The sequence below is a fragment of the Mycobacterium sp. 852002-51163_SCH5372311 genome (assembly GCF_001667115.1).
In the GTDB taxonomy this organism is placed as follows: domain Bacteria; phylum Actinomycetota; class Actinomycetes; order Mycobacteriales; family Mycobacteriaceae; genus Mycobacterium.
The window spans coordinates 1-25,075 of sequence record NZ_LZIJ01000055.1 but is presented as its reverse complement, the minus strand read 5'-3'; the positions used below and the strand labels follow the sequence as shown (position 1 = coordinate 25,075).

At 64.0% G+C, this 25,075-nt stretch carries 24 protein-coding genes, 4 tRNA genes and 1 pseudogene; 10 read left to right on the top strand and 19 right to left on the bottom strand.

From position 1 onward, the window contains the following. The 3 genes from A5791_RS06530 to lmeA all read right to left on the bottom strand — a co-directional run bounded on the left by A5791_RS06530 (position 1) and on the right by lmeA (position 2,369). On the bottom strand, positions 1-834 hold the full coding sequence (locus tag A5791_RS06530) for a sulfurtransferase (RefSeq protein ID WP_067233029.1): 834 nt from the start codon (positions 832-834) through the stop codon (positions 1-3). A gap of 241 nt (positions 835-1,075) precedes the next feature. Beyond that, the gene (locus tag A5791_RS27650) at positions 1,076-1,189 is read right to left on the bottom strand and encodes an Ms5788A family Cys-rich leader peptide (RefSeq protein ID WP_369828022.1); all 114 of its coding nucleotides are present in this window, start codon (positions 1,187-1,189) and stop codon (positions 1,076-1,078) included. 373 nt (positions 1,190-1,562) lie between these two features. Beyond that, positions 1,563-2,369, bottom strand: coding sequence for a mannan chain length control protein LmeA (gene lmeA, locus A5791_RS06525; protein ID WP_369828021.1), 807 nt, complete (start codon positions 2,367-2,369; stop codon positions 1,563-1,565). Between the two features lie 177 nt (positions 2,370-2,546). Between lmeA and A5791_RS06520 the strand changes: the two genes are divergently transcribed. From A5791_RS06520 to pstB, 4 genes are all read left to right on the top strand, one after another. Further along, positions 2,547-3,314: a response regulator transcription factor gene (locus A5791_RS06520; protein WP_067233027.1), complete on the top strand. Its 768-nt coding sequence runs from the start codon at positions 2,547-2,549 to the stop codon at positions 3,312-3,314. Then, positions 3,311-4,225 (top strand): mycothiol synthase, encoded by a 915-nt coding sequence (gene mshD, locus A5791_RS06515; protein ID WP_067233025.1) that lies wholly within the window; start codon positions 3,311-3,313, stop codon positions 4,223-4,225. The genes A5791_RS06520 and mshD overlap by 4 nt, the downstream gene beginning before the upstream one ends. A gap of 133 nt (positions 4,226-4,358) precedes the next feature. Beyond that, entirely contained in the window at positions 4,359-5,459 is a 1,101-nt protein-coding gene (gene pstS / locus A5791_RS06510; RefSeq protein WP_067233023.1) for a phosphate ABC transporter substrate-binding protein PstS, read from the top strand. Between the two features lie 60 nt (positions 5,460-5,519). Then, positions 5,520-6,296, top strand: a complete 777-nt coding sequence (pstB, locus tag A5791_RS06505; RefSeq protein WP_067233020.1) for a phosphate ABC transporter ATP-binding protein PstB — start codon at positions 5,520-5,522, stop codon at positions 6,294-6,296. 12 nt (positions 6,297-6,308) lie between these two features. Here the strand turns inward: pstB and phoU are convergent, their stop codons facing one another. The 5 genes from phoU to A5791_RS06480 all read right to left on the bottom strand — a co-directional run bounded on the left by phoU (position 6,309) and on the right by A5791_RS06480 (position 12,394). Beyond that, the gene (phoU, locus tag A5791_RS06500) at positions 6,309-6,965 is read right to left on the bottom strand and encodes a phosphate signaling complex protein PhoU (RefSeq protein ID WP_067233018.1); all 657 of its coding nucleotides are present in this window, start codon (positions 6,963-6,965) and stop codon (positions 6,309-6,311) included. 66 nt (positions 6,966-7,031) lie between these two features. Next, entirely contained in the window at positions 7,032-9,263 is a 2,232-nt protein-coding gene (locus tag A5791_RS06495) for an LCP family protein (protein WP_067233016.1), read from the bottom strand. Between the two features lie 184 nt (positions 9,264-9,447). Next, positions 9,448-10,581, bottom strand: coding sequence for a tRNA dihydrouridine synthase DusB (dusB, locus tag A5791_RS06490; RefSeq protein ID WP_067233014.1), 1,134 nt, complete (start codon positions 10,579-10,581; stop codon positions 9,448-9,450). 26 nt (positions 10,582-10,607) lie between these two features. Further along, complete coding sequence (locus tag A5791_RS06485) at positions 10,608-11,624, bottom strand: acyl-ACP desaturase (RefSeq protein WP_067233010.1); 1,017 nt, start codon at positions 11,622-11,624, stop codon at positions 10,608-10,610. A gap of 128 nt (positions 11,625-11,752) precedes the next feature. Next, on the bottom strand, positions 11,753-12,394 hold the full coding sequence (locus A5791_RS06480; RefSeq protein WP_067233007.1) for a TetR/AcrR family transcriptional regulator: 642 nt from the start codon (positions 12,392-12,394) through the stop codon (positions 11,753-11,755). A gap of 67 nt (positions 12,395-12,461) precedes the next feature. Between A5791_RS06480 and A5791_RS06475 the strand changes: the two genes are divergently transcribed. Then, a complete protein-coding gene (locus A5791_RS06475; RefSeq protein WP_067233002.1) occupies positions 12,462-13,493 on the top strand; it encodes an oxygenase MpaB family protein in 1,032 nt (343 codons plus the stop codon). Positions 13,494-13,503: 10 nt separating this feature from the next. Here A5791_RS06475 and A5791_RS06470 read toward each other — a convergent pair whose 3' ends face one another. Then, on the bottom strand, positions 13,504-13,707 hold the full coding sequence (locus A5791_RS06470) for a zinc transporter Slc39a7 (protein WP_067232998.1): 204 nt from the start codon (positions 13,705-13,707) through the stop codon (positions 13,504-13,506). A 123-nt stretch (positions 13,708-13,830) separates the two neighbouring features. Continuing rightward, a pseudogene (locus A5791_RS06465) lies at positions 13,831-14,327 on the bottom strand (nucleoside deaminase). Positions 14,328-14,438: 111 nt separating this feature from the next. Here A5791_RS06465 and A5791_RS06460 point away from each other — a divergent pair. Continuing rightward, positions 14,439-15,341: a class I SAM-dependent methyltransferase gene (locus A5791_RS06460; protein WP_067232994.1), complete on the top strand. Its 903-nt coding sequence runs from the start codon at positions 14,439-14,441 to the stop codon at positions 15,339-15,341. Between the two features lie 5 nt (positions 15,342-15,346). Here A5791_RS06460 and A5791_RS06455 read toward each other — a convergent pair whose 3' ends face one another. The 3 genes from A5791_RS06455 to A5791_RS06445 all read right to left on the bottom strand — a co-directional run bounded on the left by A5791_RS06455 (position 15,347) and on the right by A5791_RS06445 (position 18,737). Next, positions 15,347-16,159 carry a TIGR04255 family protein gene (locus tag A5791_RS06455; RefSeq protein WP_067232989.1) on the bottom strand — a complete coding sequence of 271 codons (813 nt, stop codon included), beginning with the start codon at positions 16,157-16,159 and terminating at the stop codon, positions 15,347-15,349. Positions 16,160-16,181: 22 nt separating this feature from the next. Further along, entirely contained in the window at positions 16,182-18,479 is a 2,298-nt protein-coding gene (locus tag A5791_RS06450; protein WP_067232986.1) for a serine/threonine-protein kinase, read from the bottom strand. A gap of 185 nt (positions 18,480-18,664) precedes the next feature. Continuing rightward, positions 18,665-18,737, bottom strand: a tRNA-Lys gene (locus A5791_RS06445). A gap of 125 nt (positions 18,738-18,862) precedes the next feature. On the opposite strand from A5791_RS06445, the gene A5791_RS06440 reads away from it, so the two are divergent. The 3 genes from A5791_RS06440 to A5791_RS06430 all read left to right on the top strand — a co-directional run bounded on the left by A5791_RS06440 (position 18,863) and on the right by A5791_RS06430 (position 19,152). Continuing rightward, a tRNA-Glu gene (locus A5791_RS06440) sits at positions 18,863-18,936 on the top strand. Positions 18,937-18,972: 36 nt separating this feature from the next. Then, positions 18,973-19,049 (top strand) — tRNA-Asp (locus A5791_RS06435). Positions 19,050-19,075: 26 nt separating this feature from the next. Continuing rightward, positions 19,076-19,152: transfer RNA gene (locus A5791_RS06430), tRNA-Phe, on the top strand. Between the two features lie 32 nt (positions 19,153-19,184). Here A5791_RS06430 and xerC read toward each other — a convergent pair. From xerC to A5791_RS06405, 5 genes are all read right to left on the bottom strand, one after another. After that, on the bottom strand, positions 19,185-20,342 hold the full coding sequence (gene xerC / locus A5791_RS06425) for a tyrosine recombinase XerC (protein ID WP_067232982.1): 1,158 nt from the start codon (positions 20,340-20,342) through the stop codon (positions 19,185-19,187). Continuing rightward, positions 20,343-20,576 (bottom strand): AlpA family transcriptional regulator, encoded by a 234-nt coding sequence (locus tag A5791_RS06420; RefSeq protein ID WP_067232979.1) that lies wholly within the window; start codon positions 20,574-20,576, stop codon positions 20,343-20,345. A gap of 10 nt (positions 20,577-20,586) precedes the next feature. After that, positions 20,587-21,939 (bottom strand): cell division protein FtsK, encoded by a 1,353-nt coding sequence (locus tag A5791_RS06415; protein ID WP_067232976.1) that lies wholly within the window; start codon positions 21,937-21,939, stop codon positions 20,587-20,589. Further along, positions 21,936-22,358: a plasmid replication, integration and excision activator gene (locus A5791_RS06410; protein WP_067232972.1), complete on the bottom strand. Its 423-nt coding sequence runs from the start codon at positions 22,356-22,358 to the stop codon at positions 21,936-21,938. Before A5791_RS06410 ends, A5791_RS06415 begins: the two co-directional genes overlap by 4 nt. A 99-nt stretch (positions 22,359-22,457) precedes the next feature. Then, entirely contained in the window at positions 22,458-23,252 is a 795-nt protein-coding gene (locus A5791_RS06405) for a GntR family transcriptional regulator (protein WP_067232968.1), read from the bottom strand. Between the two features lie 79 nt (positions 23,253-23,331). On the opposite strand from A5791_RS06405, the gene A5791_RS06400 reads away from it, so the two are divergent. Then, a complete protein-coding gene (locus A5791_RS06400) occupies positions 23,332-23,760 on the top strand; it encodes an NUDIX hydrolase (protein ID WP_067232963.1) in 429 nt (142 codons plus the stop codon). 35 nt (positions 23,761-23,795) lie between these two features. On the opposite strand, the gene A5791_RS06395 is transcribed toward A5791_RS06400, so the two are convergent. Further along, on the bottom strand, positions 23,796-25,075 hold a 1,280-nt coding region (locus A5791_RS06395; RefSeq protein ID WP_067232960.1), incomplete at its 5' end, for an adenylate/guanylate cyclase domain-containing protein.

Below are 25,075 nucleotides of genomic sequence, written 5' to 3'. Positions count from 1 at the left end.
TCAGCTTCCCAACTCGATCGGGGCGCCCACCAGGGAGCCGTATTCCGTCCAACTGCCGTCGTAGTTCTTGACATTCCGATGCCCGAGCAATTCCTGCAGAACGAACCAGGTGTGCGAGGACCGCTCCCCGATTCGGCAGTACGCAATCGTTTCCTTGTTGCCGTCCAGTCCGGCGTCGGCGTAGATCTTGGCCAGCTCCTCGTCCGACTTGAAGGTGCCGTCCTCGTTGGCGGCCTTGCTCCACGGCACGTTGATGGCGCCCGGGATGTGCCCGGGCCGCTGGCTCTGTTCCTGTGGCAGGTGCGCCGGCGCCAGGATCTTGCCGGAGAACTCGTCGGGCGACCGCACGTCGACCAGGTTCTTGACGTTGATGGCCGCGATGACCTCGTCGCGGAACGCTCGGATCGAGTTGTCCGGGGCCGACGCGGTGTAGGAGGTCGCGGGCCTGCTGACGGGGTCGCTGGACAGCGGGCGGCCGTCGAGCTCCCACTTCTTGCGGCCACCGTCGAGCAGCTTGACCTTCTCGTGCCCGTACAACTTGAAGTACCAGTACGCGTAGGCCGCGAACCAGTTGTTGTTGCCTCCGTAGAGAATCACCGTGTCCTCGTTGGAGATGCCGCGGTCGGACAGCAGCTTGGAGAATTGCTCAGCGTCGACGAAGTCGCGCTTGACCGGGTCCTGCAAGTCGGCGCGCCAGTCCAGCTTGACCGCGCCGGCGATGTGGCCGCCGTCGTAGGCGCTGGTGTCTTCGTCCACTTCGACAAAGACGACGTGGGCGGCGTCAAGATTGCTCTCAGCCCAGTCGGCAGAGACCAGGACGTCGGAGCGTGCCATGGGGTATTCCTTTCGATTTCTTTCTAAGCAGCCTGGTTAGGCGGGATGGGGCGCGTCGCGGATTCAAAGCGGACAAAAGCAGGACGAGCTGGTCTACTGCCCAACCTGGCGGGGGCGTTACTGCTCGACACGGTGTACTCCTAGGTCTCCTATGGCACGGAACATGGGCGAGGCAGGGGGAGACGGGGCCACGGCAGGACTCCGAGGCTGCTCCGAGTGCGGCGCTGAACGGCGCGGCTACTCAGCAGCTACAGCAACAACAACATCCCGCGATGCGGCACAGATCAACTGCGCGACGCCTGGTGAGCATGGGCTCGATGCGGGATGACACGACGGACAGCTTACCCAATGACATAGTGATCAAGCCAACAGCGGTACCAGGGCCGATGGCGGACCGGCAGCGGTGTGGTAGCGACCGATACCCACAGCCAGCGCGGACTTGGGCACGCAACTCGGCCTGTGGCGTATAAGCGGTCGTCGGGGCCCAGTGTCTGGTATTGCCATCCGAGCGTTCGGGCTTGCGTGTGAATCCTTGGTTTTGCGCGTGTAGCCAGGGCGGAAATCCGCGCCGAATCCCGCCATAGGCTCACACCGAAAGCCGTGACTTCACACCGAAAGCCGTGACTTCACACCGAAAGCCGTGAATTCACACCGAAAGCCGTGAATTCACACGGAAAGCCCCGGCGGCGCGCCGAGTTGCACGGTAGCGCCAACCTCGGCGGCCCAGGTCACGACTGCTTGAACCCGTCCAGCGTCACCGTCACTCCGCGGGTGATGCCCTCGATGATGACGTCAGACCCGCGTGCTCCCACAGCGGTCGGCGCCACTCCGAACGGCAGCCGCTGGCCCGGCAACCTGGCGTCGAATGCGTGCAGCACCGCGTCTCGCTTGTCCTCCGGAACCGGTTCGTCGGCGGTGTTCGGTCCGGTCAAAACGCCTGTGGGGGTGAACACGAGCGTTGCCGCGTCGTCCGGTGCGATGGACAGATCGACCGAGACGCTGACCCGGTGGCCGAAGTTGGCGGACTTCGGTGTGCCGCTGAACACCAGCCCGTGGTTGCCCGATATTCCCGACTCGGTGGTCCCGCCGGTGGCGTCATTGGTCTCCTGGGGTGGGGCCTCGACCATCAGATCGGCGATGCCCAGATAGCGGCCCAGATGCGTCGAGCTGATGATGATTCGGGTCTCCAGCTTGCCGACCGGGAGCTTCGCCTCGGCCCGGATCAACCAGGACGCGTCGGTCAGGTCAATCGAGTGCATCGTGGCCTCCAGCGTCGCCTTGCCGACTAAAGCGTGATCGACGGCGTTGGCCTTGATCTCAAGCTCGTTGTAGTGGCGACGTATCGCCTGCGGAATGAACGGGAACGCCAGGATGGCGACAAACGGATCAGACCCCAGGTTGGCCGCTTTTCGGACGCTGGACGACAGCCGGTATTCGGCGTAGATGCTCGCTCCGTAGTCGACGGCGATTGCACCACCGACGACGACGGCCACGGCGACCGCCACCGAGGTCACAGCGACCACCATCCTGCGCATCCCAATATTGTGGCTCACCGGCCCGCGGCCCGTTGCGCGAGAGCGCGGCCGCATCGTCGTCAGGCGAAACAGCAGGTGGCAAGTTATCGTTAGATGACCTGGCCATTACGATCATGCAGGGCCATATGTCCTGATGAACTCGGGAGATGCCTTCCCCACAAGCGCTGGAGGGGCTCGTTGGAGCTACTGCTGCTGACTTCGGAGCTGCATCCTGACCCGGTGCTGCCGGCGTTGTCGCTGCTCCCTCACGCGGTGCGGACGGCGCCGCCGGAGCCGTCGTCGTTGCTGGAGGCGGGAACGGCGGACGCGGTCATCGTCGACGCGCGTCAGGACCTGTCAGCGGGACGCGGTCTGTGCAGGTTGTTGAGCACGGCGGGCCGATCGGTCGCCGTGCTGGCCGTCGTCAGCGAAGGCGGTCTGGTAGCCGTCAGCACCGACTGGGGCCTCGACGACATCCTGTTGCCCAGCACTGGTCCGGCCGAGATCGATGCCCGGCTGCGCCTGGTGATCGGCCGCCGCGGTGGGCTCGCCGACCAGGAAAGCGCCGGCAAGGTGACGCTCGGTGAGTTGGTGATCGACGAAGGCACCTACACCGCGCGGCTGCGTGGACGTCCGCTTGACCTCACCTATAAAGAGTTCGAACTGCTGAAGTACCTGGCACAGCATGCCGGCCGGGTGTTCACTCGCGCGCAGCTGCTGCACGAGGTGTGGGGATATGACTTCTTCGGCGGCACGCGGACGGTCGACGTGCACGTGCGCCGCCTGCGTGCCAAGTTGGGAGCCGAGCACGAAGCCCTGATCGGCACGGTACGCAACGTTGGTTACAAGGCAGTCCGGCCCGCGCGCGGGCGCACGCCGATCGCACAGTCCGACGAGGGCGAGGATGCCGAGCCTGCGCGAGACGGCGCCGAGGAGCCACTGGTCGACCCCTTGCACACTCAGTGAGCGCACCTGACTGGAGACCGGCGCTGACCCCCGAAGAGCAGCAGCAAATACGTGAACTCGTCAGCGCGGCAACAGAATTCGATGGTGTTGCGCCCGTGGGCGAGCAAGTTCTCCGAGAACTCGGCCAACAGCGCACCAGGCATCTGGTCACCAGATCGGGCGAGACGATCAGCGGCTACCTCAATCTCAGCTCGCCGCGCGACGGCGAGGTCGCGATGGCCGAGTTGGTGGTGCACCCGAAGGCCCGTCGTCGCGGTATCGGCACGGCGATGGCGCGCGCGGCACTGGACAGAACTGGCGGGCGCAACCACTTCTGGGCCCACGGCACGCTCGAGCCGGCACGGGCGACGGCCGCGGCTCTGGGCTTGGTCACGGTTCGCGAACTGGTCCAGATGCGTCGCTCGCTGACCGATACGCCTGAACCGGTGATCCCGGCCGGACTGCGGGTGCGGACCTATGCCGGCACCGCCGACGACGCCGAGCTGCTGCGGGTCAACAACGCCGCATTCGCCTACCACCCGGAGCAGGGCGGGTGGAGTATTGCGCAGCTCGACGAACGTCGCACCGAACCCTGGTTCGACCCGCAGGGTCTGTTTCTGGCGTTCTCGAGCGACGACGCGCACCGGCTACTTGGCTTCCACTGGACGAAGATCCACGCCGATCAACCGGGCCTGGGCGAGGTCTACGTGCTGGGCGTCGACCCGGCCGCGCAGGGCCGCGGCCTGGGGAAGGTGTTGACCGCGGTAGGTCTCGACTCGCTGGCGCAGCGACTGTCGGGCTCAACCGAACCCACCGTGATGCTCTACGTGGAGTCGGACAACGTTGCGGCGGTGCGCACCTACCAGCGCCTGGGCTTCACCACCTACAGCGTCGATACCGCCTATGCGGGCCGCGCCTCGTCAGCTGAATAACACGCATACTTTCGGGGCGACTTGGCAAGCTCCTCTCAGGGGAACGGCCGCCGGCCGCGGGCGCGCCCAAGCTGATGTGCAGCGAAAAGTGCGGGGGAAAGCGAAATTTGGAAGGCTCGACAGGGTGCGGAGGATGGTGGCGCTGGCGGTCGCCGTGTGCGTCGTCACCGGTTTACTGTTGACTGGCTGCAGCGGCGGCAACCGTCGCGGTGCTTCGACGTCAGCCAACTCGGGCGGACACGCCGCCACGGTGGACTGTGGCGGCAAGACTGCACTCTCTGCCGAGGGGTCGAGCGCCCAACTGAGCGCGATCGAGTTGTTCAACCAAGCCTGGAGCCAGCTGTGCCCGGGCAAGAAGGTGACTTATACAGCCAGTGGGTCGGGTTCGGGCCGCGAGCAGTTCATCGCCGGCCACGTCGATTTCGCGGGTGCGGACTCGCCGCTGGTCTCACAGCAGATCGCTCCGGCCGCCAAACGATGCAACGGACACCCCGCGTGGGACCTGCCGCTGCTGTTCGGTCCGGTGGCCTTGGTCTACAACCTGCCCGGCGTTGCGGCGCTGGTCGTCAACGGCGACGCACTGGCCAAGATCTTCAGCGGCCTGATCACGAGCTGGAACGACCCGACGCTGGCGGCTCTCAACCGTGGCCTTCCGCTGCCTGACGGCAGGATCACGCCGATTTATCGGACGGATCCCTCCGGGACCACCGACAACTTGCAGAGGTATCTGACCGTCGCCGCACCACAGAGCTGGACCCAGGGGGTCGGCACCAAATTCCAGGGTGGTGCCGGCCAAGGAGTCGCCAGCTCGGAGGGCGTGATCCAGGCGGTGCGGGCCACACCGGGGACTATCGGCTATGTCGAGAAGGGGTTCGCCGATCAAGCCGGCTTGCCGTACGCCCAGATCGACAACGGCAGCGGCGCGGTCCCGCTCACCAACGACACCGCCCGCAACGGCGCCAATGCCGCGAAGTTCGTGGCGAGCGGCAACGATCTGGTGCTCGACCTGTACTCGGTCTACGGCATTCACGAGCCGAACGCATATCCATTTCTGCTCGCCACTTACCAGATCGTGTGCTCGGGGGGATACGACGCGGACACCGCGGTGGCGATGAAATCGTTCCTCACCGCGGCCGCCAACGACGGTCAGAGCGGCCTTTCGTCACGCGGCTATGTTCCGCTGCCCGATAAGGTCAAGGAGCGTCTGGTCACCGCGATCAACGCAATGCAATAACCAGATGATGCTGCGCGGCCTCCTCGGCGGGGGCGGTGCGGACACGGGCAGGAGTAGTTAGTGGCAAAGCGGCTGGACCTCAAGCAGGTCAACATCTACTACGGGGCGTTTCACGCGGTCTCGGATGTGTCGCTGTCGATCCTGCCGCGTAGCGTGACGGCCTTCATCGGCGCCTCGGGCTGTGGCAAGACGACCGTGCTGCGCACGCTCAACCGCATGCACGAGGTCATCCCCGGCGCTCGGGTCGAAGGCTCGGTGCTGCTCGACGACGAAGACATCTATGCCCCGGGAATCGACCCGGTCGGTGTGCGCAGGGCGATCGGGATGGTGTTCCAGCGGCCGAACCCGTTCCCGGCCATGTCAATTCGAGACAACGTGGTAGCGGGCCTGAAGCTGCAGGGTGTTCGCAACCGCAAGGTACTCGACGAGACGGCCGAGAACTCCCTGCGCGGCGCGAACCTCTGGGACGAGGTCAAGGACCGGTTGCACAAGCCGGGCGGCGGATTGTCCGGGGGGCAGCAGCAGCGATTGTGTATCGCACGGGCGATCGCGGTGCAGCCCGACGTGCTGCTGATGGACGAGCCGTGCTCCGCACTCGACCCAATCTCGACGATGGCCATCGAAGATCTGATCGGTGATCTCAAGCAGAACTACACGATCGTCATCGTCACACACAACATGCAGCAGGCCGCGCGGGTGAGCGACCACACGGCGTTCTTCAACCTCGAAGCGGTGGGCAGGCCCGGTCGGTTGGTAGAGATCGACGAGACCGAGAAAATCTTCTCCAACCCGAGCGAGAAGGCCACCGAGGACTACATCTCCGGCCGCTTCGGTTAAATTCGGCCTGGGCTAGCCGCTGCTTTCCTCCGGAAACTTGCCGGTCGCCTGGAAGATGACGCGCCGCGCGACTTCGACTGCGTGGTCGGCGAATCGTTCGTAGAACCGGCCCAACAGCGTCACGTCGACGGCGGCGGCCACACCGTGGCGCCATTCGCGGTCCATCAGCACGCTGAACAAATGCCGGTGCAGATCGTCCATCGCATCGTCTTCTTCGCGGATACGGGCGGCCTTCTCCGGATCCCGCGACAACAGCACCTCTTGCGCGCTATTGCCCAATTCGACTGCCACCCTGCCCATTTCGGCAAAATACCCATTGACCTCTTCGGGCAACGCGTGCTGGGGATGGCGGCGTCGGGCGATCTTGGCGACATGCAGGGCCAATGCGCCCATCCGGTCGATGTCGGCGACCATCTGGATGGCGCTGACAATGGATCTCAGGTCACCGGCGACCGGCGCCTGCAAAGCCAGTAGCACGAAGGCGCTTTCCTCGGCGCGGGCGCTCATCGCGGCGATCTTCTCGTGGTCGGTGATCACCTGCTCGGCCAGCACCAAATCGGCCTGCAGCAAGGCTTGGGTGGCCCGCTCCATGGCGATTCCTGCCAGGCCGCACATTTCGCCGAGCCGCTCGGATAATTCCGAGAGTTGCTCATGGTACGCGGTCCGCATGTGGTCAAGCCTACGTTCTCGATGTCGAAAAGTGCTGTCAGGCGGCTCTGAAACGCTTTGAAACGCCTACTCGCAAGTGGTGTCGGCAGCGTTCGTCACCGCAAGGTCCACGGGCAGCTTGGTCGGCGGACTGCTCGAGTTGCGCTCGATCTGGACGGTGACCGACGAGCCGCTGGGCGGGGGTGCGGTCACCGAGCTGAAGTCCGGCCCGAGGACTACCTGAACGACTGGCCCGATGCCGGTGACTCGCTCGACCTTCGAGGTGGCGAACGCCGAAGCCACGGTGGCGGCCGCCTGTTCGTTGCCGGGAGAGAAGAAGACCGTGGTGGTCCGCAGCGAACTCGGATAGTCGTCCGGGGTCATGACGTTGAAGCCGTTGCGCCTGAGCTGGCTACTGGCGATGGCGGCCAGCCCGGCCTGCGCGGTCGAGTTGGATACCTGAACGGTGACCTCGTGTGGCGAGGTCGTCATGATCTGCTCGCGGCGGCCTTCGGGCGTCGCGCTGGGTGGGGGCGCCTTCTTGGTGCTGGGTGCGGTCGTCGGCGTCCGCCCCAGACTCTGGGCGTTGTGATCGTTTTCCAGCGGTAGGGGCTCGTCGCTGATGATGGCCGCAAACAGCGCTTTCATGTCGGCCGTGCGCGGTGGCTCGTCGCCGTTCTGGTCGGTCACGCCGGTCGGCACGGTGACGAACGTGACGTGTCCGGCCGCGATGTGCTGCAGCGATTGACCAAGCTGGACCAGGTCTCTGGTCCTGACGTTGTCGACGTAGCTGTTGCTGATGAATATGTTGACGACGTTGTTGAGTTTGTTGAGGTTGAGCAGCGTGTTCGAGGAGATCAGCGTTCGCAACAGCGACGACACGAACAACTGCTGGCGCTTGATGCGGCCGTAGTCACCGTTGCTTTCGGTGGTGACCTGGCGGGCCCGCACATAGTTCAATGCGGTTGCCCCGTTGATCACCTGTCGTCCGGCATGGTCGAGCACCGTGCCCAGTTCGTAGTCCTTCAGCGCGGTGGTGCTGCATACCTCTACGCCACCTAGCGCCTCGACCATTCGCGCGAAACCGACGAAGTCGACGGCGATGAACCGGTTGATGCTCAATCCCGACAGCTTCTGGATTTCCTTCACCAGGCATTTGGGACCGCCGAACGAGAACGTCGAGTTCAGCTTGGTTTCGGTGTACACCATTCGCGGTCCGGTTTTGCCGGTCTTCGGGTCATAGATGGGCCCGTACTTGCCGTTTTCTGGGTTCCACGCTTCGCATTGCATGGGCGTGATCGCCAAGTCGCGGGGAAACGAGACGACGACCACCCGTTGGCGGTTGGCGGGAATGTTGACCAGCATCACCGTGTCCGACCGGGCACCTCCGGCGTCATCCGCGTCACCGGCGCCGATATTAGCGTTTTCCCCGGCGCGGGAGTCCATTCCGACGATCAGGAAGTTCTCGTCGCCGTACTGCCCGTCCGGGTCGACGATGTCGGACGAATGCGGGTCGAGCGCGCTGACGGCTTTGAGGCGGCCGTTCTTCGAGTTGCTCCAATGCCATGCCGAGCCGGTCATGATCAGCGCCAGCACGGCGAACACCGCCGCCAGCGAGCGCCCGGCCAGCAACATCGGGCGACGAGATTTGGGCTTGTCGGCGGCGGCCTTCGGTGCCTCGCCCGCCGTCCTGCCGATCCCCTTCAGCTTTGCTGGACGTTCGGCGATCGGAGCCTGCGCGGGTGCGCAGTCGGCTTCGAAGTCGTCGTCGTCGTTCGGGTAGTTGGCCGTGCCGAGGTCGGGAAGTTCGGAGGTGAACTCGAGCGAATACGCCGGGGTATCGATGACCTGCGTATTCAGCAGTTCGTCGCGGTCGGCGACGTCATCGGAGAAGGAACCCTCGTCGTCGGTGGAGTCGGAGGAGTCGGAGGAGTCGGTATCCGGGGCGACGTGACGGCTTGGCCGGTCAGGCAGCGGTGCGCCGACCTTGGCGATGAGGTCCGCAACGCTTATTGCGCCGTTGGCATGCGCAGCGGTTCTTTCCGTATGCGGCGCCGGCTCCGGCCGTGGCTCCACGGCGTCCTCGATGGGTAACTCTGCGGCACGCTCGCCGACCGGCTCCACGCCACGATCGGCAGGCGGCTCAGCCTGCCAAAGGTGCGCGCCGGCGTCGGGCTCCCAGCTGGAAGAGGCAGAAAATCGCTCCCACGGCGCGGCGCCCAGCGCCCGTCGCGGATGGGGCGTAATCCGTTGGCCATTGTTGCCGGCGCCGGATGCGCGCCGGCGGCCAGGAGTGGCGTCGTACTCGCCGTCACCCATGTCCAGCCGGCCTCCGAAACTTTGATGCGGACGTCAGTGGTATCAACTGCTGCGGTTCACCTGTAGTGCCGGCCCCGGACTGGGTCAACGTCGCCGCCTGCACTACCGCAACCGAAACGCAATGCAGCAAGGCTCACATCGTACTGAGTTATCGGCCCATACGCGATTTCGAGTGTGTTTCGGTTCAACCACCCGAGTGCATGACGTCCGCCGCGGCGGGCACCGTGCAGTCGTCGGGATCGTCGAGCCAACCCTCGGGCAGCGCCACGCGGGCCGGTGAACCCTGCCGGCCACGGGGTCCGTTCGCGGCGCTGGGGAACGGGATGCTGCGGTCCAGCCGGTCCAGCAGCGCGTCGAGTTCACTCAGCGTCTTTACCAGCGCCAGTGCTTGTCGCAGGTCGGATCCGGCCGGAAAGCCGTGCAGGTACCAGCCGATGTGCTTGCGGATGTCGCGCATGCCTTTTTCTTCGCCGAAATGCTCCGACAGCAAGATGCCGTGCCGGCGGATGATGTCGGCGATCTCACCAAGCGTCGGGGGGGTAGGTGGCGGGCCGCCGGTGAACGCGGCCGACAGCTCGGCGAACAACCACGGCCGGCCCAGGCAGCCACGCCCGATGACCACGCCGTCGCATCCGGTGGCGGCCATCATGGTCAGCGCGTCGCTGGCGTCGTAGATATCCCCGTTGCCGAGCACCGGAATCGTTCGCACATGTTGCTTGAGCGCGGCGATCTGGTCCCAGTCGGCGTTGCCGGAGTAACGCTGTGCCGCGGTCCGGGCGTGCAGCGCCACCGCGGCGGCGCCTTCGGCTTCGGCGATGCGCCCGGCGTCCAAGTGGGTGTGGTGGTGGTCGTCGATGCCGATGCGGAACTTCACTGTCACCGGGACATCGGTGCCTTCGGCGGCGCGCACGGCGGCGGCGACGATCTGACCGAACAACCGCCGCTTGTACGGCAGCGCCGCCCCGCCGCCGCGCTTGGTCACCTTGGGCACCGGGCAGCCGAAATTCATGTCGATGTGATCGGCCAGGCCTTCCTGGGCGACCATCCTGGCGGCCGCGTACGTGGTGGCCGGGTCCACGGCATAAAGCTGCAGTGAGCGGGGTGATTCGTCCGGGGAGAAGGTCGTCATGTGCATGGTCACCGGGTGCCGCTCGACGAGCGCGCGCGCCGTGACCATCTCGCAGACGTAGAGCCCGCTCACGGTACCGGCCTTCGACTGCTCCAGCTCACGGCACAGGGTCCGGAATGCGACGTTCGTCACGCCGGCCATGGGAGCCAGCACCACCGGGCTGGCAAGTGTGATCGGACCGATGCGCAAGATTCTTCGGCGGTTTTCGGGGCCGACTACCGACGGCTCATCGCCAGCTTGCCCGCAGTCTTGTGCAGCTCCATTGCGGTGGTCTTCTTGCCGGTACGAGCTTCGCGGTCGAGCTGGCGCTGCTTGGACACCTCGAACTTGTCGCAGGCCATCTCGAGGTCCTTGATCAGCACGGCGAGATCGTCGCGCAACGCGGCTGCCTCACCGGTGAAGTCCTCACGCTCGAAGATGCGCCACTTCTTCAGTATCGGCATCACGACCTCGTCGAGGTGGATCCGCGGGTCGTACACCCCCCCGACGGCGATGAAGACGGCTTTGCGCCGGAACTCGGGCACTTGGAAGCCGGGCATCTGGAAGTTCCGCAGAATCAGATGCAGTGATTTCATCGCCTGGTTGGGCACGAGGTCGAACGCGGCCTCGCTGACGTCGCGGTAGAAGATCATGTGCAGGTTCTCGTCGGCCGAGATCTTGGCCATCAGCTGGTCGGCGACAGGATCGTTGCAGGCCTTGCCGGTGTTGCGGTGGGAAATCCGGGTGGCCAGTTCTTGAAAGCTCACGTACAGGACGGAGTGGGTGACGCTCTCGGCGAACAAGTTGCCCTGGTGGTTCTGGCCCGGGCTGAAACCACGGTTGACCACCTCGATGCGCAGCTTCTCCAGCTCGACGGGGTCGACCGCCCGGGTCACCACCAGGTAGTCGCGCAGCGCGATGCCGTGCCGATTCTCCTCGGCGGTCCAGCGGTTGACCCACTGCCCCCAGGCGCCGTCCATGCCCATGTTCATCGCGATCTCGCGGTGATACGACGGCAGGTTGTCCTCAGTCACCAAGTTCTGCACCATCGCCACCTGCGCGACGTCGGACAGCTTGCTCTGCTCAGGGTCCCAGTCCTGCCCGCCCAGCGCGTAGTAGTTCTTCCCGTCTGACCACGGGATGTAGTCGTGCGGGTTCCAGGGCTTGTGCACGCTCAGGTGCCGGTTCAGGTATTTCTCGACGACCGGTTCAAGTTCATGCAACAGCTGCAGGTCGGTCAGCTGGGCTGACATGGCGCCCTCCAGTTATCTGTGTCTGATGGTTGCAGTCAATATATCTGTGTATCCCAGTAGCATCAAGTTTCCCGGACCCGGCGTGGCGAACATCAAAATCGCCGGCCGTGGCGGTTGTTTGGTCGATGTCAGTCGCGCCGCGCGGACTGCACCGGTTGGTCGAGTTCTCGCAGCTCACGGCGGGGAACGTAGGCAGCGGCCGTGCTCATCAGCATGTCCACGCAATAGTCGATGAATCGTTCGCGGCTGACCTCCAGTTGCCCATTCAGGTAAGCCGTGAACAGACCCGTCAGGCCGCCGATCAGGCTGGTGGCGACCAATTTCTGCAGCGCCGGATCGCCGATCCGGGACAGCTTGCGTTGCAGCAACTCGATGAAGTTGGGCATCCACTCGGCGCCCGAACGGGTGAGTATCGGCTCTACCGCCGGTGCCAGCAGCAGCACACGTCCGCGGACCGGATCGTCGACCATCAGCGCGACGAATTGCTCGACAGCTTCCCGGGGCGTCTTCGCCGAGGTCAGGGCAGCCATCGCGCGTGCGCACACGTCGTCGTAGACGGCCCGGACGAATTCGTCGCGGTCGGAGAAGCTTTCGTAGAAGTAGCGTTCGGTCAGCGCGGCCTTGCGGCACACCGCCCGAACTGTCAGGGCGGGCCCTCCGTCACCGCCGAGCAGTTGGACGCCGGCGGCCAGGAGATCGTCGCGGCGAAGTGCCAGGCGACTCTCCAGCGGGACGCCGGACCAACGGCCCCGTCGTTGACCGGATTGCACATTGCTCCTAAGCTCAAAAGTGACAACGCATGTAGTCAGAATTACCGACATCCACGGGAATTGACCAGTGACTCAAGATACGTCCGCAGCCTGCCCGCTGACCAGCGCCAGAGCTGGTGCAGACAGCCCCGAGGGGGGCGAAGTGGCGGGGGGCTGTCCGGTATCGCCCCTCGGTTATGACGCACCGCCGGTCCCGCTCGGGCCGGATTCTTTGACCTGGCGCTACTTCGGCGACTGGCGCGGCATGTTGCAGGGGCCGTGGGCGGGATCCATGCAGAACATGCACCCGCAGCTGGGTGCGGCGGTGATCGATCACTCGACGTTCTTCCGCGAACGCTGGCCCCGGCTGATGCGGTCGCTGTATCCGATCGGCGGAGTGGTATTCGATGGTGACCGCGCTCCGACTACCGGCGCCGAGGTCCGTGACTACCACACCGCCATCAAGGGCGTCGACGAACAGGGCCGCCGCTACCACGCGTTGAACCCCGACGTCTTCTACTGGGCGCACGCCACCTTCTTTGTCGGCACTATCCATGTGGCCGAGCGGTTCTGCGGCGGACTGACCGAAGCGCAGAAGCGCCAGCTGTTCGACGAACACGTCGAGTGGTATCGCATGTACGGCATGAGCATGCGGCCGGTGCCCGCGTCCTGGGAGGAATTTCAGGTCTATTGGGATCACATGTGCCGCAACGTGTTAGAGGACAACTTCGCGGCCCGCGCGGTGCTCGACCTCACGGAACTGGCCAAACCTCCGTTCGCCCAATGGATTCCGGAGAAGCTGTGGGCCGCTCAGCGTAGGTTGCTGGCACCGTTCTTCGTCTGGCTGACCGTCGGTCTCTACGATCCGCCGGTTCGCGAGCTGATGGGTTACCAGTGGTCGCGCCGCGACGAATGGTTACACCGGCGATTCGGCGACGTCGTGCGCTGGATTTTTGCCTGCGTGCCCTTCCGGTACCGAAAGCACCCACGGGCCCGCGCCGGCTTCGATCGTGCGACGGGTCGAATTCCGGCCGACGAACCACTGGTGCAGACGCCTGCACGCAATCTGCCGCCGCTCGACGAGCGCGACAACCCGAAGCACTACTGCCCGAAGGTCTGATCCGCCCGCGTCAGCTGTGGGGGTGGCTGTGGATGTCTTCGAGGCCGGCCTGATGCACGTGCTGGTGCGTGTGCTCGGTCCCGTCCTCGTGTGAGTGCGAATGCTCGTGCGCGACGTGGTCGTGGTCATGCGTGGTATGGGCGTGCGTGTGCGCCTCGTCGCCGTGGTGGTGTTCGTGCGCGTGCGGGGCATCGTGGGTGTGCTGCTCGGCCATGTTGTTTCCTTTCTGCGAAATATGTTGTGCGAGTACAAGATCGTCCGTCGAGCATGGCCGTCGATCTTTATTACCTGCATGCATACGCAGATAATAGCTAAAGGCGCGCGGTATCGCCAGCTTTCAGCCGGGCGGGACCACGGTGGATCGGCGTTCGCCGCCATTGCGCTCGTTCCACAACCGGTAGACGTCCACCGCGGCGTCCTTGGCCTCGTAGCGCATCGGCAATCGCCGTTGGTCCCAGTTCTTGGCGAATTCGTCGTAGAAGGTGGCGACTTCGAAGTACTTGCGGTCGTCGAGGTAGTACTGCTCGTAGGACTCGCGCATAACCAGGAAGACGACCTCATCGGGCGAGCAGTAGTACAACGAGCCCAGGCACATCGGACACGGGTGCGCCATCACATAGATAGTGGCGCCTACCAGGTGTTCGGTGCCCAACTTGGTGCAGGCCTCCCGGATGGCCAGGATCTCTGCATGAGCGGTCGGATCGTGCGACTGAGCGCTTTGTTGGCGCTCTCGGCGAGGACTTCGCCGTCCCTGACGATCACCGTCGCAAACGGTCGACCACCCTCGCCGACGTTCTGGCGGGCAAGGTCGATGGTCCGCTGAGCAAAGTCCACCAGGGTCCTCCGGGCTTAAGAAACGGAATACCTCGAACGCTAGTCCCGTGGTGGGTGCGGTGTGCTATTAACTAGATTGTCTATCTTTTCGTGACGTGAACGGGAGCAGGCATGGCGCGCACCGATCGTGACCGCTGGGATCTCGCGACGAGCGTCGGAGCGACGGCGACCATGGTCGCCGCTCAGCGTGCGCTGGCCACCGACCACGCCTTCATCGAAGACCCGTACGCGGCGCCGCTGGTGCGTGCCGTGGGTATCGACGTCTATACCCGGCTGGTCAACGGGGAGATCCCGCGCGGGGAGGGCTCGGAGTTCGATCCAGAACGCATGGCGCGCGGGATGGCGTGCCGGACGCGGTTTTACGATCAGCATTTCCTGGACGCTGCGCAAAGCGGTATCACTCAGGTGGTGATCCTCGCGTCGGGTCTGGACGCGCGCGCCTACCGGTTGCCCTGGCCGCAAGGCACCGTCGTCTACGAAGTCGACATGCCGGAAGTGATCGAATTCAAGACGCAGACCCTGCGTGATCTCGGTGCCGAGCCGACAACGGAGCGGCGGACGGTGGCCATCGACCTGCGCGACGACTGGGCCACGGCACTGCGGTCAGCGGGATTCGATCCGCAAGCGCGTTCGGTGTGGAGTGCGGAAGGTTTGCTGGTCTATCTGCCCGACGAGGCCCTAGATGCCTTGTTCGACAACATCACCGAGCTCAGCGCACCCGGTAGCCGGCTTGCCTTCGAATTCGTGCCCGACACCAGCGTTTTCACGCAAGACCTGTGGCGCGACCATTACGATCGGATGGTCGAACTCGGGTTCCAGGTCGATTTCAACGATCTGGTCTACCACGGCCACCGCGGCCACGTCATCGAATATCTGAACGAGCGTGGCTGGCAGACGTCGTCGCGTACGACGGCAGAGTTGCACGCGGCCAACGGTTTTACCTATCCCGAGGACGGGATCGCATCGGTCTTCGCCGATCAAACCTTTAGCAGCGCACTGCTAGGCGATACGTGAAAGGCCTACTGCTGTAACAGGCCATCTTTCAGGCGGCCGGTGATCATCTCGTGAAACGCGCTGCGAGCCGGGACGTACAAGTCTTGCAGGATCGCTATCAGCGCATCCCGGTTGAATTCGGGAATCGCGCCGACGGGCGTCCAGAAGCTGTCGATGTCGATGTGGAAATACGGTCCGGGCTGAACGTGTGTGGCGCGGCGTAGGTGGTAATTCGGGTCGAGCGCCTGACCGACACCCGGGCCGTAGCGCACGATGACGGCCTTGTTGGGTTGCGGGTCGCGAAAGACCGCGGCGCCCTGCCACTCGGTGAGCAGCATGCCGACCGGGGCGATGGCCTGCGGTCCTAGCAGCGACGCGTTGATCCAGTTACCCCACGCGATGCGGCCATCATCGCTTGGCGGGATTCGGATCTCGAGCACATAGCGCAATCCGATGCGTTCCATGCCGACGATCGAGGAGACTTGTGCACGGGCGTCAACCACCCGCATCACAGTCTCGAGGAACGTCTCGAAGCTGTTGTAGGCGGTGGTCTCGACGACGATGGCCTGACCTCTCAGCGAAGCGGCGACCGTGTTATCGCGGTTGACATAACGGATGAAGCGCTCCGCTGTGGGCTGTGGGGCACTACCGGGGGCCGCGACTCCCCAACTGACGTCCTGGGCCTGACGTTCGATCGGCAGTTGATCGACCAGCAGACGTTTGACCTCGGAGCGCGACGACTCGGTGAGCGAATCCGTTACTGGGTGACGGATTTCCATCGTGACCAGGGCGATGGGCGCGGTTGGGCTTACCTCATCGGGATGCATTTCGGGAAGCATAGCCGCCACCCGGCTGATTCGATCAGGCGCTGTTGACCAGGATTGCGTACTGGGCAGCGGCACGTTGGCGGGCGTCTTTTTCCTCGTTGCTCCACACCGAGGCGACGTAGCGCCCGAACGACACGAAACACACGAAGCGAGAATTGGCGTTGTCAGCCCAGATTGCTTCCTTCTGCTCGACGCATCGGGCGTCCTGCAGAGCGTCCGGCGCCGTTACATCGCGGTCGATGAACTCCTGCCTGGCGGCCTCGACCAGCTTGGGGAGAAGGCTTTTCGCCGAAGCTTCGTCTTTGGCCCGAATCAGTTGACCGTCGGTGCTGAAGGCGCACCGGTCGATCCCTGCCTGGTCGAACAGTCCGTCTTTACGGGCCTGGCTGTCCGCACACAGGCCGGCCGCGCGAGGGCCGATGCTTCCGAAGTTCACCGACACTTTCGGCTGCTCGCCGGCGACGAAAGTCCGGCTGAGCATGTTGTCCGGATCAAGTGGTAGCGAAGTGAGCCCGACTTCGACGCCCGGAATCAGCTTGGCCATGAGCGGTGTTTGCAGGTCCAACGTGCGTTTCACCCGCTGGATCAGATAGTCCAAGTTGGGCGACGAGTCGCTGCGAGCGGCGATCGACGCGACCACCCTGCCCGAGGCCATGGTCGCCGCGATCGACGGGGAGGCGGGCCGGTAGTGGGACTTGGCCTTGGGATACCCGGGGATGGTGGCGGGTCGGTTTTCCGGGTTGACCGCGAAGTCGACGGCTTCCATCTCTGCGGCGGCGCGCGCCGCCGAGTCTTCGTTGGGGAAGCTGGTCAACATGACCATCAGGAAGTCGCCGGACTTCTCGCGCGAAAAGTTGACGAGGCGCTTTGAAATCCCCTCGACCAGATAGCCGGTGATCATGCCGTACTTTTCCAGCACCGGTTGCACCAGCGGGGTTCCGGTGCCGGCGATCGAGGTGGCGGCGGTCTTCGGATCGACGACCGCATTTCCGTAGACGTGATCCAGCAACGGGTCGACATCGTAGGGATTCGCGATGCCCTCGACGAGGCGGAACGATTCCAGAAACAGGCCTTCCTCTTTCGTCGTGGGGCCCGGTACGGGCCGTGGCTTCGTCCCGTAACGCCCCACGTCGAGTTTGCTCAGATCGACACTCTGCGCGTGCGGGGATTTGCTGGTCAGCTTCCAGATACCGAGTCCGGCCACCACCGCGACGACGAGGACGACTGCCGCCGCGACGAGAATCCAGCGTCCCCGCTTCCGGCGCGGGGCTGGCGGTGGTGGCCACGGAGGCCCGGTCGGTGGGCCGAAAGGACCGGTGCTTGGGCCGTACTGGGTAGGAGCTGAGGGCTGCCCCCAGTGGGGTGGAGGGGGCGGCGTGTGCTGCAGCTGCGGATTGTGTTGCGGTGGCGGCGTGTGTTGCGGCGGCCGTGTGTGTTGCGGCGGAGTCGGCGGCGCAACGGTGGTCTGCGGCACCGTGAAGCTGGCCGTCGGGGAGCCCAGGGCCGCGACGGCAGCTTCCGCCGCTCGGGCGAACTCGCCGCTCGTTGCGTATCGCTCTTCGGGCCGCTTGGCCATGGCGCGCGCAATCACGTCGTCCAGTTGCGGCGGAAGCCCGACACGCTGACTCGCGCGTGGAACGGGCTGGGTCAGGTGCGCTGCCACGAGACTTGCGCGGTCGCCGGAAAATGGCGGCGATCCCGTGAGAGCTTCGAACAACACGCAGGCCAGCGCGTAGGTGTCGGCGCTGGGCGTCACCCGGGTTTCGTCGCCGCTAAACCTTTCCGGAGCCATGTAGGTCCAGGTTCCGAGCGTGTCGCCCACCTGGGTCAACTTCTGTTCGGTTGCGGCGTTGGCGATCCCGAAGTCCACCAGGTAGGCGAAGTCGTCGGCGGTGATCAGGATGTTGCCCGGCTTCACGTCGCGGTGCAGCGCCCCGGCCGCGTGGGCGGCATCCAGTGCCGAGGCGACCTGGCGCACGACGGATACCGCCTTTGCCGGCGGCAGCGGCCCTGATTGCCTCAAGAGGGTGTCCAGGTCGGTGCCGTTGATCAGCCGCATATCGACGTAGAGCTGCCCGTCGATCTCGCCGGTGGAGTGAATCGGCACCACGTGCGGGTCCTGCAGCCGTCCGGCGATTCGGGCTTCGCGCTGCAGGCGCTGCCGGTAGTCCGGATCCTGCGCGTAGGTCCGCGCGATCAGCTTCAATGCGACGACCCGGTCCATGACGGTGTCTTGGGCCTCGTACACGGTTCCCATGCCGCCGCTGCCGATCAGCCGCCTGAGTAGGTAGGGCCCGAATTGCGTCCCAATTTCCGGCCCCGCATCGCTCATTGCCGCTCTCCTGTGTCCGGGCACCCACTCATCAGCCACCGTCCGGGGGCCTGTCGATGGCGATTTGTGCGCCCGGACGATGTAGGGGCATCCTAAACCGGCGCGTGCCTGGTGTGCTGGGTGCGCTTTTCGCGAATAGTTGGCGTTTGCCACAGACTGATCCGGTGCGCTTTAGTACCTCTGGGTGCCCCCACCAGGACTCGAACCTGGGACCTGCGGATTAAAAGTCCGTAGCTCTACCAACTGAGCTATAGGGGCGCGGAGACTCAAGGATACTGGGTTGCCCAGCGACGCTCGTTTGAGGATTGGGGCTGCGGTAACCTAAGCTGACGTGGCTCCCAACGGTGACCACGTTGCGAGTGCCCCGGAGAGATTCGGTTCTGGCCCCCTTCGTCTAGACGGCCTAGGACGCCGCCCTTTCAAGGCGGTAACGCGGGTTCGAATCCCGTAGGGGGTACCCGTGACGCGGGAACGTGGAGCGGAACGACAGCAAGGCCCTGTGGCGCAGTTGGTTAGCGCGCCGCCCTGTCACGGCGGAGGTCGCGGGTTCGAGTCCCGTCAGGGTCGCCAGCACGGCGAGGCACACGCTGCCTTCCGGCCAGGTAGCTCAGTCGGTATGAGCGTCCGCCTGAAAAGCGGAAGGTCGGCGGTTCGATCCCGCCCCTGGCCACCAGGTCTGATCTGCACGGACGCGGTGACAGCACTCTATGGTTTGTTGGTGTTGTCCGGTTCCTGTCCGTTCGCCTTAGTTTTGGCGACGTCGTGGAGCCGGTCGAGATTCGTGGCGACGTGGTCGAGTTCGTCGGAATAGAGGTCGCTGTAGATGTTGGCGGTGACGGTCGGCGTCGAGTGCCCCATGGTCTTCTGGACGTAGCGGAGGTCGGCTCCGGATGCCCGGGCCAGGCTGGCGTAGGTGTGGCGTAGGTCGTGGATGGTCAGCGGCGCCAGGTCGGTTTCTTTGAGGGCTTTGGTCCAGTCGGTGCGCCGGCGCCAGTTGTTTGATCTGAGGAAGCCGCCGTTCGGCGATGTGATCGCTTGTTCCCCAGCTGCGCGGCCGGCAATTCGTGTCTTGAGTGCGTCGATGACGATTAGGGGAAGCGGGACGGTACGGACGGCAGCACGAGTTTTCGGCGGCCCCAGGATGATCCGGCCTTCTACGTCCGGCGCGGCCTGGCGGACGTAGAGGCGACGTGCTGCCAAGTCGATATCGCCGACCCGCAGGCCGACGAGTTCGGACCAGCGTAGTCCTGTGAAGGCCAGGATCGTGACGACATCACCCTGGCCGCCGCATGCTCGTGCGAGGTCGGCTACTTCGGTGGCAGTGAGGTAGCGGTGCCGTTCTCGGGTGGGTATCCGCCCAGCAGATACGCCGTGAGCCGGGTTGATGTGGATTCGGCCGTCTTCGCGCGCCATCTCTAGAATCGACCGCAGGAGACGAAGCGTGGCGAGTTTGGCCCACGGGCCGACGGTGAGGCGATCGACAAACTGCTGTACATCCTTTCGGCTGATCTCATCGAGCGGAATGTGGCCGAAGCGCGGCCTGATGCGAAGTTCCCAATGTTGGGTGTAGCCGCTCCATGTCTTGGGTGATACGGCCGGACGTTTCGTGGCGCTGTAGTGCGTCCAGACTGCGGAGAGGCTGACGCGGCCAAGCCGAGGGTCGAAGCGCCTAGCACCGATCGCCGCTTCGCCATCGCGGTCGGCTTTGAAAGCCCGCGCTTCCCGCAAGGAGGCGAACGTCGATGACGTTTCGACCCATCCCGAGGGTGCGTCTGGATCCCGGACCAGGTAGCGCACTTGGTAGCGCGGTTGGCCGGCGGAGTTGATCCGCTTTCGGATGCCGCGAGGTACTGATCCGGCCACTTATCGGCGCACCTGGCGAAGCCACGCGCGGACTTCCGCTGCGTCCCAACGTCGTACGCGATCAGACAGCGTGTAGCAGGGCGGACCCACGTTGCCGCCGTGTTCGCGCAATGCGCCCCAGCGGCTCACGGTCGCAGCCGACACGCCGAGCAGTTCGGCTACCTGCTCTGCTGTCAGCAGTTCGGGGAAGGCCGCTATCGCAGTTGCCGCGGTGTTGCTGGAGAGAGTCGCCATGCCGATGTCCCTAGTTCTCCGCGGCACCCAGGCGCCTAGGACTCGCAAGTCCGTATTCTTTTGCAACAGAACGGATTAGCGAGTCGGGCCAGTAGTCTGCGCGTACCTGCACCGTTGATCCGTCTTCGTCGACGACGTATCCGGTCCCAGGCTCATCTGGGTTGATGCGGTGTGCGGGCGCGGCATCGGCGATGCCTTCACCCAGGACCATCGAAACCTCAGCGCGTGAGCGCAGCCGGAGTGCAACAGTCTGGGTGAATAACCCGCGCATGGGCAAAATCTCCTTGCGAGGGTCCTGCATGAAGGCAGCGACCACGATGCCTACCGCCCTGCCCTTTGTCAGGATGCGCGAGAGGGAGGCCGCGACTTGCTTCTTGAGGGCAGCGTCTGTCATATAAGCGGTCAAGCCCGCCAATTCATCGACGAGCAGCACCACGAGCGGTTCAGCGGTGCTCGGTGCATGCGAGCGCGCTCGGCCGGCCATCCTGCGGCCACGGCTATCCAGTAGTTCCTCCAACTTGGTCAACAACCTGGCGGCCTCAGCCTCAGTCGTAGCAATTTTGCTGAATAACGCGGAGCCGACTGACACTTCGATCCCATACTTGAGATCTACCGCGAACAGCCGCACGGTTCCTGACTTGACGGCTGGGCCTAATCCGCCGGCGATACCCCAGAATATCGAGCCCTTGCCGGCCCCTGAGCATCCAACAGTCAGGGTGTGGAGGTCAGCGACACGGAGAATCCATGCCGACCCGTTCTCGCGTCTGCCGATCTCAACGGCCGTCGCCTCGGCACTAGTTGGCGGTCTAGCAGTCTCCACGACCGATAGCTGTTGCTGCATAACGAAATCCATGCGAACGGTGCCTGGGGCAACCACCTTCGATCGCGCGGAATGCGCTCCGATGGCGTCACGGATTGCGAGGACCGCGCTTTCGAGGTCGTCGACCGTCTGGCCGGTCCGGGTCCGGACGCTCATGCGGAGACTGTGGCCGGACCTGCTCACTTCCAGAATGCGAGGATGAGTCCAGACGGTCTTCGTAGTGCTCTTGCCCTGCATGTCTTTACGAGTGACGCGCTCCGAGGTCGACAAGCCGCAAGCCTTGGCGACTCGTGGCCAGGTGGTCACGCTCCAGAGCATCCACCGGACCTGCCGTGCGTGTGCGGAAAAATAGCGCTCGTAGGTGGCTGGTGACCGGAGCCTCCAGACGATGAGCGCTGCGGCAACGACGACGACCGTTCCGACGAGCCAAGTGGTGCCGACCGTCAGCACGTGCGTGATGTGGTCAAAGTCGATCCCACCGTCGGGATCCGGAATCGAATACGGGTCGCTGGGTATCCCGGGGTCAGGGTCGTAGGGACTCATGCGGTCGCCCGGCCTGTCGCTGATGGTCCCGCTTTGCCGATGTCGGCCGTCATGGCCGAGGCCCGAAATGACCATGCGATACGGCCGGATTCGGTCGAACGGTCGACGTACGGCAACACGGACAGGTCTTCGAAAACCACCGGAGTGAAGGGCATACCGCTAGTATTCGGCGGGCACTCTGGCTGTGCCGGAGTGGCGAACTTGACCGTGAGGGTACGCGCTCGCTTGCTCGCTGCCGGGTCGCCGTCGAGGACTTCGACCTGCCACAGCGGAAGGCCTGATTCGCGATCGGCCGCCTGGACCTTGTTGTCCTTCGTTGACCGCTCGTAATCGATCACTGCGGTTACGTCGGACACTACGAACGCTCGGTGGGGGAAAACCTGCTGGTGGGATACCTTGAGCCACTTCGGCATGGACATTTTGTCGCCTTTCGTCAGAACTGCTCTAGACAAGTGGATTGTGACATAGTCGTCTAGAGGAGTTCTACGGTCGAGCCGTATTTGTCCAAGATTTTTGGTTCAGCGAGCCGGAAACTCGTATTCGAGCAGGTAGGCCGACGCCACCTTCACCGTGTCGCAGACCTCAAGTGCCACGTCACTGGTGTCGTACGCTGTTCGCAGCACAGTCAGCACCGGAACTCCCGGTTCAAGCTCCAGCTGCCGCCGTTCCTCAGGAGTGGGCATTCGAGCAGCGACTTCCTCGGTGAAGCGAGCAAGTGCATGACCGTTTTCCTCTAGGCGAGCGTAGATGCCACCTGGGCCGGTATCGATCTGCTCAATCTGCGTGCCGGCGGCAAAGACCGCAGGGATGTAGGAGACTGCGGTCTCAACGGGTCGGCTATTCGCCACATAGCGTCGTGATCGCACGACGATTTCATCGTCTTCCGATACTCGAAGTCGCTCCGCTACAGTCGGATTCGGCTTCTCGCGGCTCACGACGATATTGTCGACTTGTGGTGCGTAGCCGGACTTCTCAGCTTCGATTGTAAATGCCGCTTTGCCGTCGGCGCGATGCTGTCGCGCAAATCGATCTGATGCCAGTCTGCGGATTGGTGGAGCCGGACGGACGAAAACCCCGCGACCGTGTTGTGCGATAACGAGTCCCTCGGAACGGAGCTCTTGCACCGCTTGTCTTACGGTCATGCGTGCGACGCCGAAATGCTCAATCAGCTCCGTCTCAGACGGCAGTCGTTCCCCGGGAGCTAGCCAATTCGAGCGGATAGCATCGCGCAACATGCCCGCGATCTGCCTGTATGGCGGCTTGTCCTCCGCTCGGTCGATCTGTCCCAGTTGGAGCACCTGATGACCTTCCATTACACGTCTAGACGACTAGTCTAGGAAGCCAGTCAACCGTGTGTCACTTCTGCCAACATCGAACAAGCGGAGACCAACGATGGCCATTCCTAAACACTCGGTCAGTGTCGCTGGCATCGTGATACGAGACGATGATCGCGTTCTCGTGATCAGGCGAGACGACAACGGGCATTGGGAAGCTCCCGGTGGAGTACTCGAGCTAGACGAATCCTTCGAGGACGGTGTTCGTCGGGAAGTGCTCGAAGAAACGGGATTGAAGGTGACTGTGCAACGTCTCACGGGCGTCTACAAGAACCTCACCCAAGGGATTGTTGCTCTGGTTTACCACTGCTGTCCGTCCGACGGGGACGCTCACCCGACTCTCGAAGCGCGCGAAGTTCGTTGGATGACAAGGGAAGAAGTTAGGTCAGCGATGAATGCTGCCTTCGCCATTCGTGTTCTGGATGCGTTCGACGGGGGTGCCCATTCTCGGTCCCACGACGGAACCAACCTCGTATCCGGTTACTAGCGCGATTTAATGCGCGTGCGCATCGTTCACCATGCTCAAGGACGGGGCGATGCGGTCGCGGTTGCCGAACGAGATGATGTTCGAGTGCTAGCCGTCCGTGTGCGGTCCGTGCGAGCTACGCCCTGTGAGGCGACGTTGGTCCAGGTGGATGTCGGGGTGGGTCTTCCGCGCAGGGTATAGGCGTTGTGGGGGCGCCAGTGTTGGCGTTCCTCCGGGGTTGCGGCCTGGATGAGAGCGTCGCTGGCGAGGATCCTGCCGGGCATGTGTTTGGCGAGGTCTGATAGGCGCGCCGCTTGGTTGACGGTGTCGCCGATAACGGTGTATTCGAGTCTTTGTTCGGTACCTAGGTTGCCGGCGAAGACAATTCCTTTGTCTAGGCCGATGCCGATGTCGAGTTCGGCATGGTGGAGTGTGTCGTCACGGATTTTCCGGGCAGTTTGCAGGGCCGCGGTTGCGTCGTCGGCAAGATCGCGCGGTGCGCCAAAGATGCAGAGCGCGGCGTCGCCCTGAAATTTATTGACCAGCCCACCGTGGCGTTCGGTGGCGGTGATCACGTCTGAGAAGAGCCGGTTGAGTTTGGCGACAACGTCGTGTGCAGAGTGAACGTTCGCCATGGTTGTGGAGTCGCGGACGTCGACGAAAAGTGCTGTGACGTTGCGGGACTCCTCGTCAACTGGATCCCCGGTGGCGACGGCTCGCGCGGCGACATGTCTTCCGACATGGCGAGCGAATAGTTCGTGGAGCCGGTGGCGTTCGTCGAGAGCTCGCGACATTTCGTTGACTGTGCTTTGCAGGAGCCCAATTTCGCTGCTGTCGTCAACGGGGATGTCGATGTCAGCCGATCCCATCTTCTCCAGTGCTACGCGGAGATGACGCAGTGGCAGCGCGACCGCACGCGCGAGCACGAATTCGACTATGACACCGGCTAGTAGCGCCACCGCAGCCAGCCAGGTGGCTGCCCGTATTCGATCGGTAGGTTGGGCGGCGGCGTCATTGAGCAGGATCAGGGCGGCCAGTAGCGGCAGGGCAGTGGATAGCAACCAGCTCACCGTTAGGCGCGTCATGACCGAGCTGTGCGGGATGTGAGTTCGCGGTGCGGCAAGCAGCGTTTGGGCCATGGCTGGCCGGATCGCACGGTCCACGAATAGGTAGTTGTATCCCACTGATGCCAGTGCTGCCAGTGTGCTTAGCACGGCACCTCGTATCGCCTCGGTAAGTGGGGCGAGCAGCAGCGCGGACGTGGTCATGGTGGCGATACCGGCTAGCCACAGGGCGGCCACAACGAGGCTGGTGTGAAGAGGAAGCCGCAGAATAT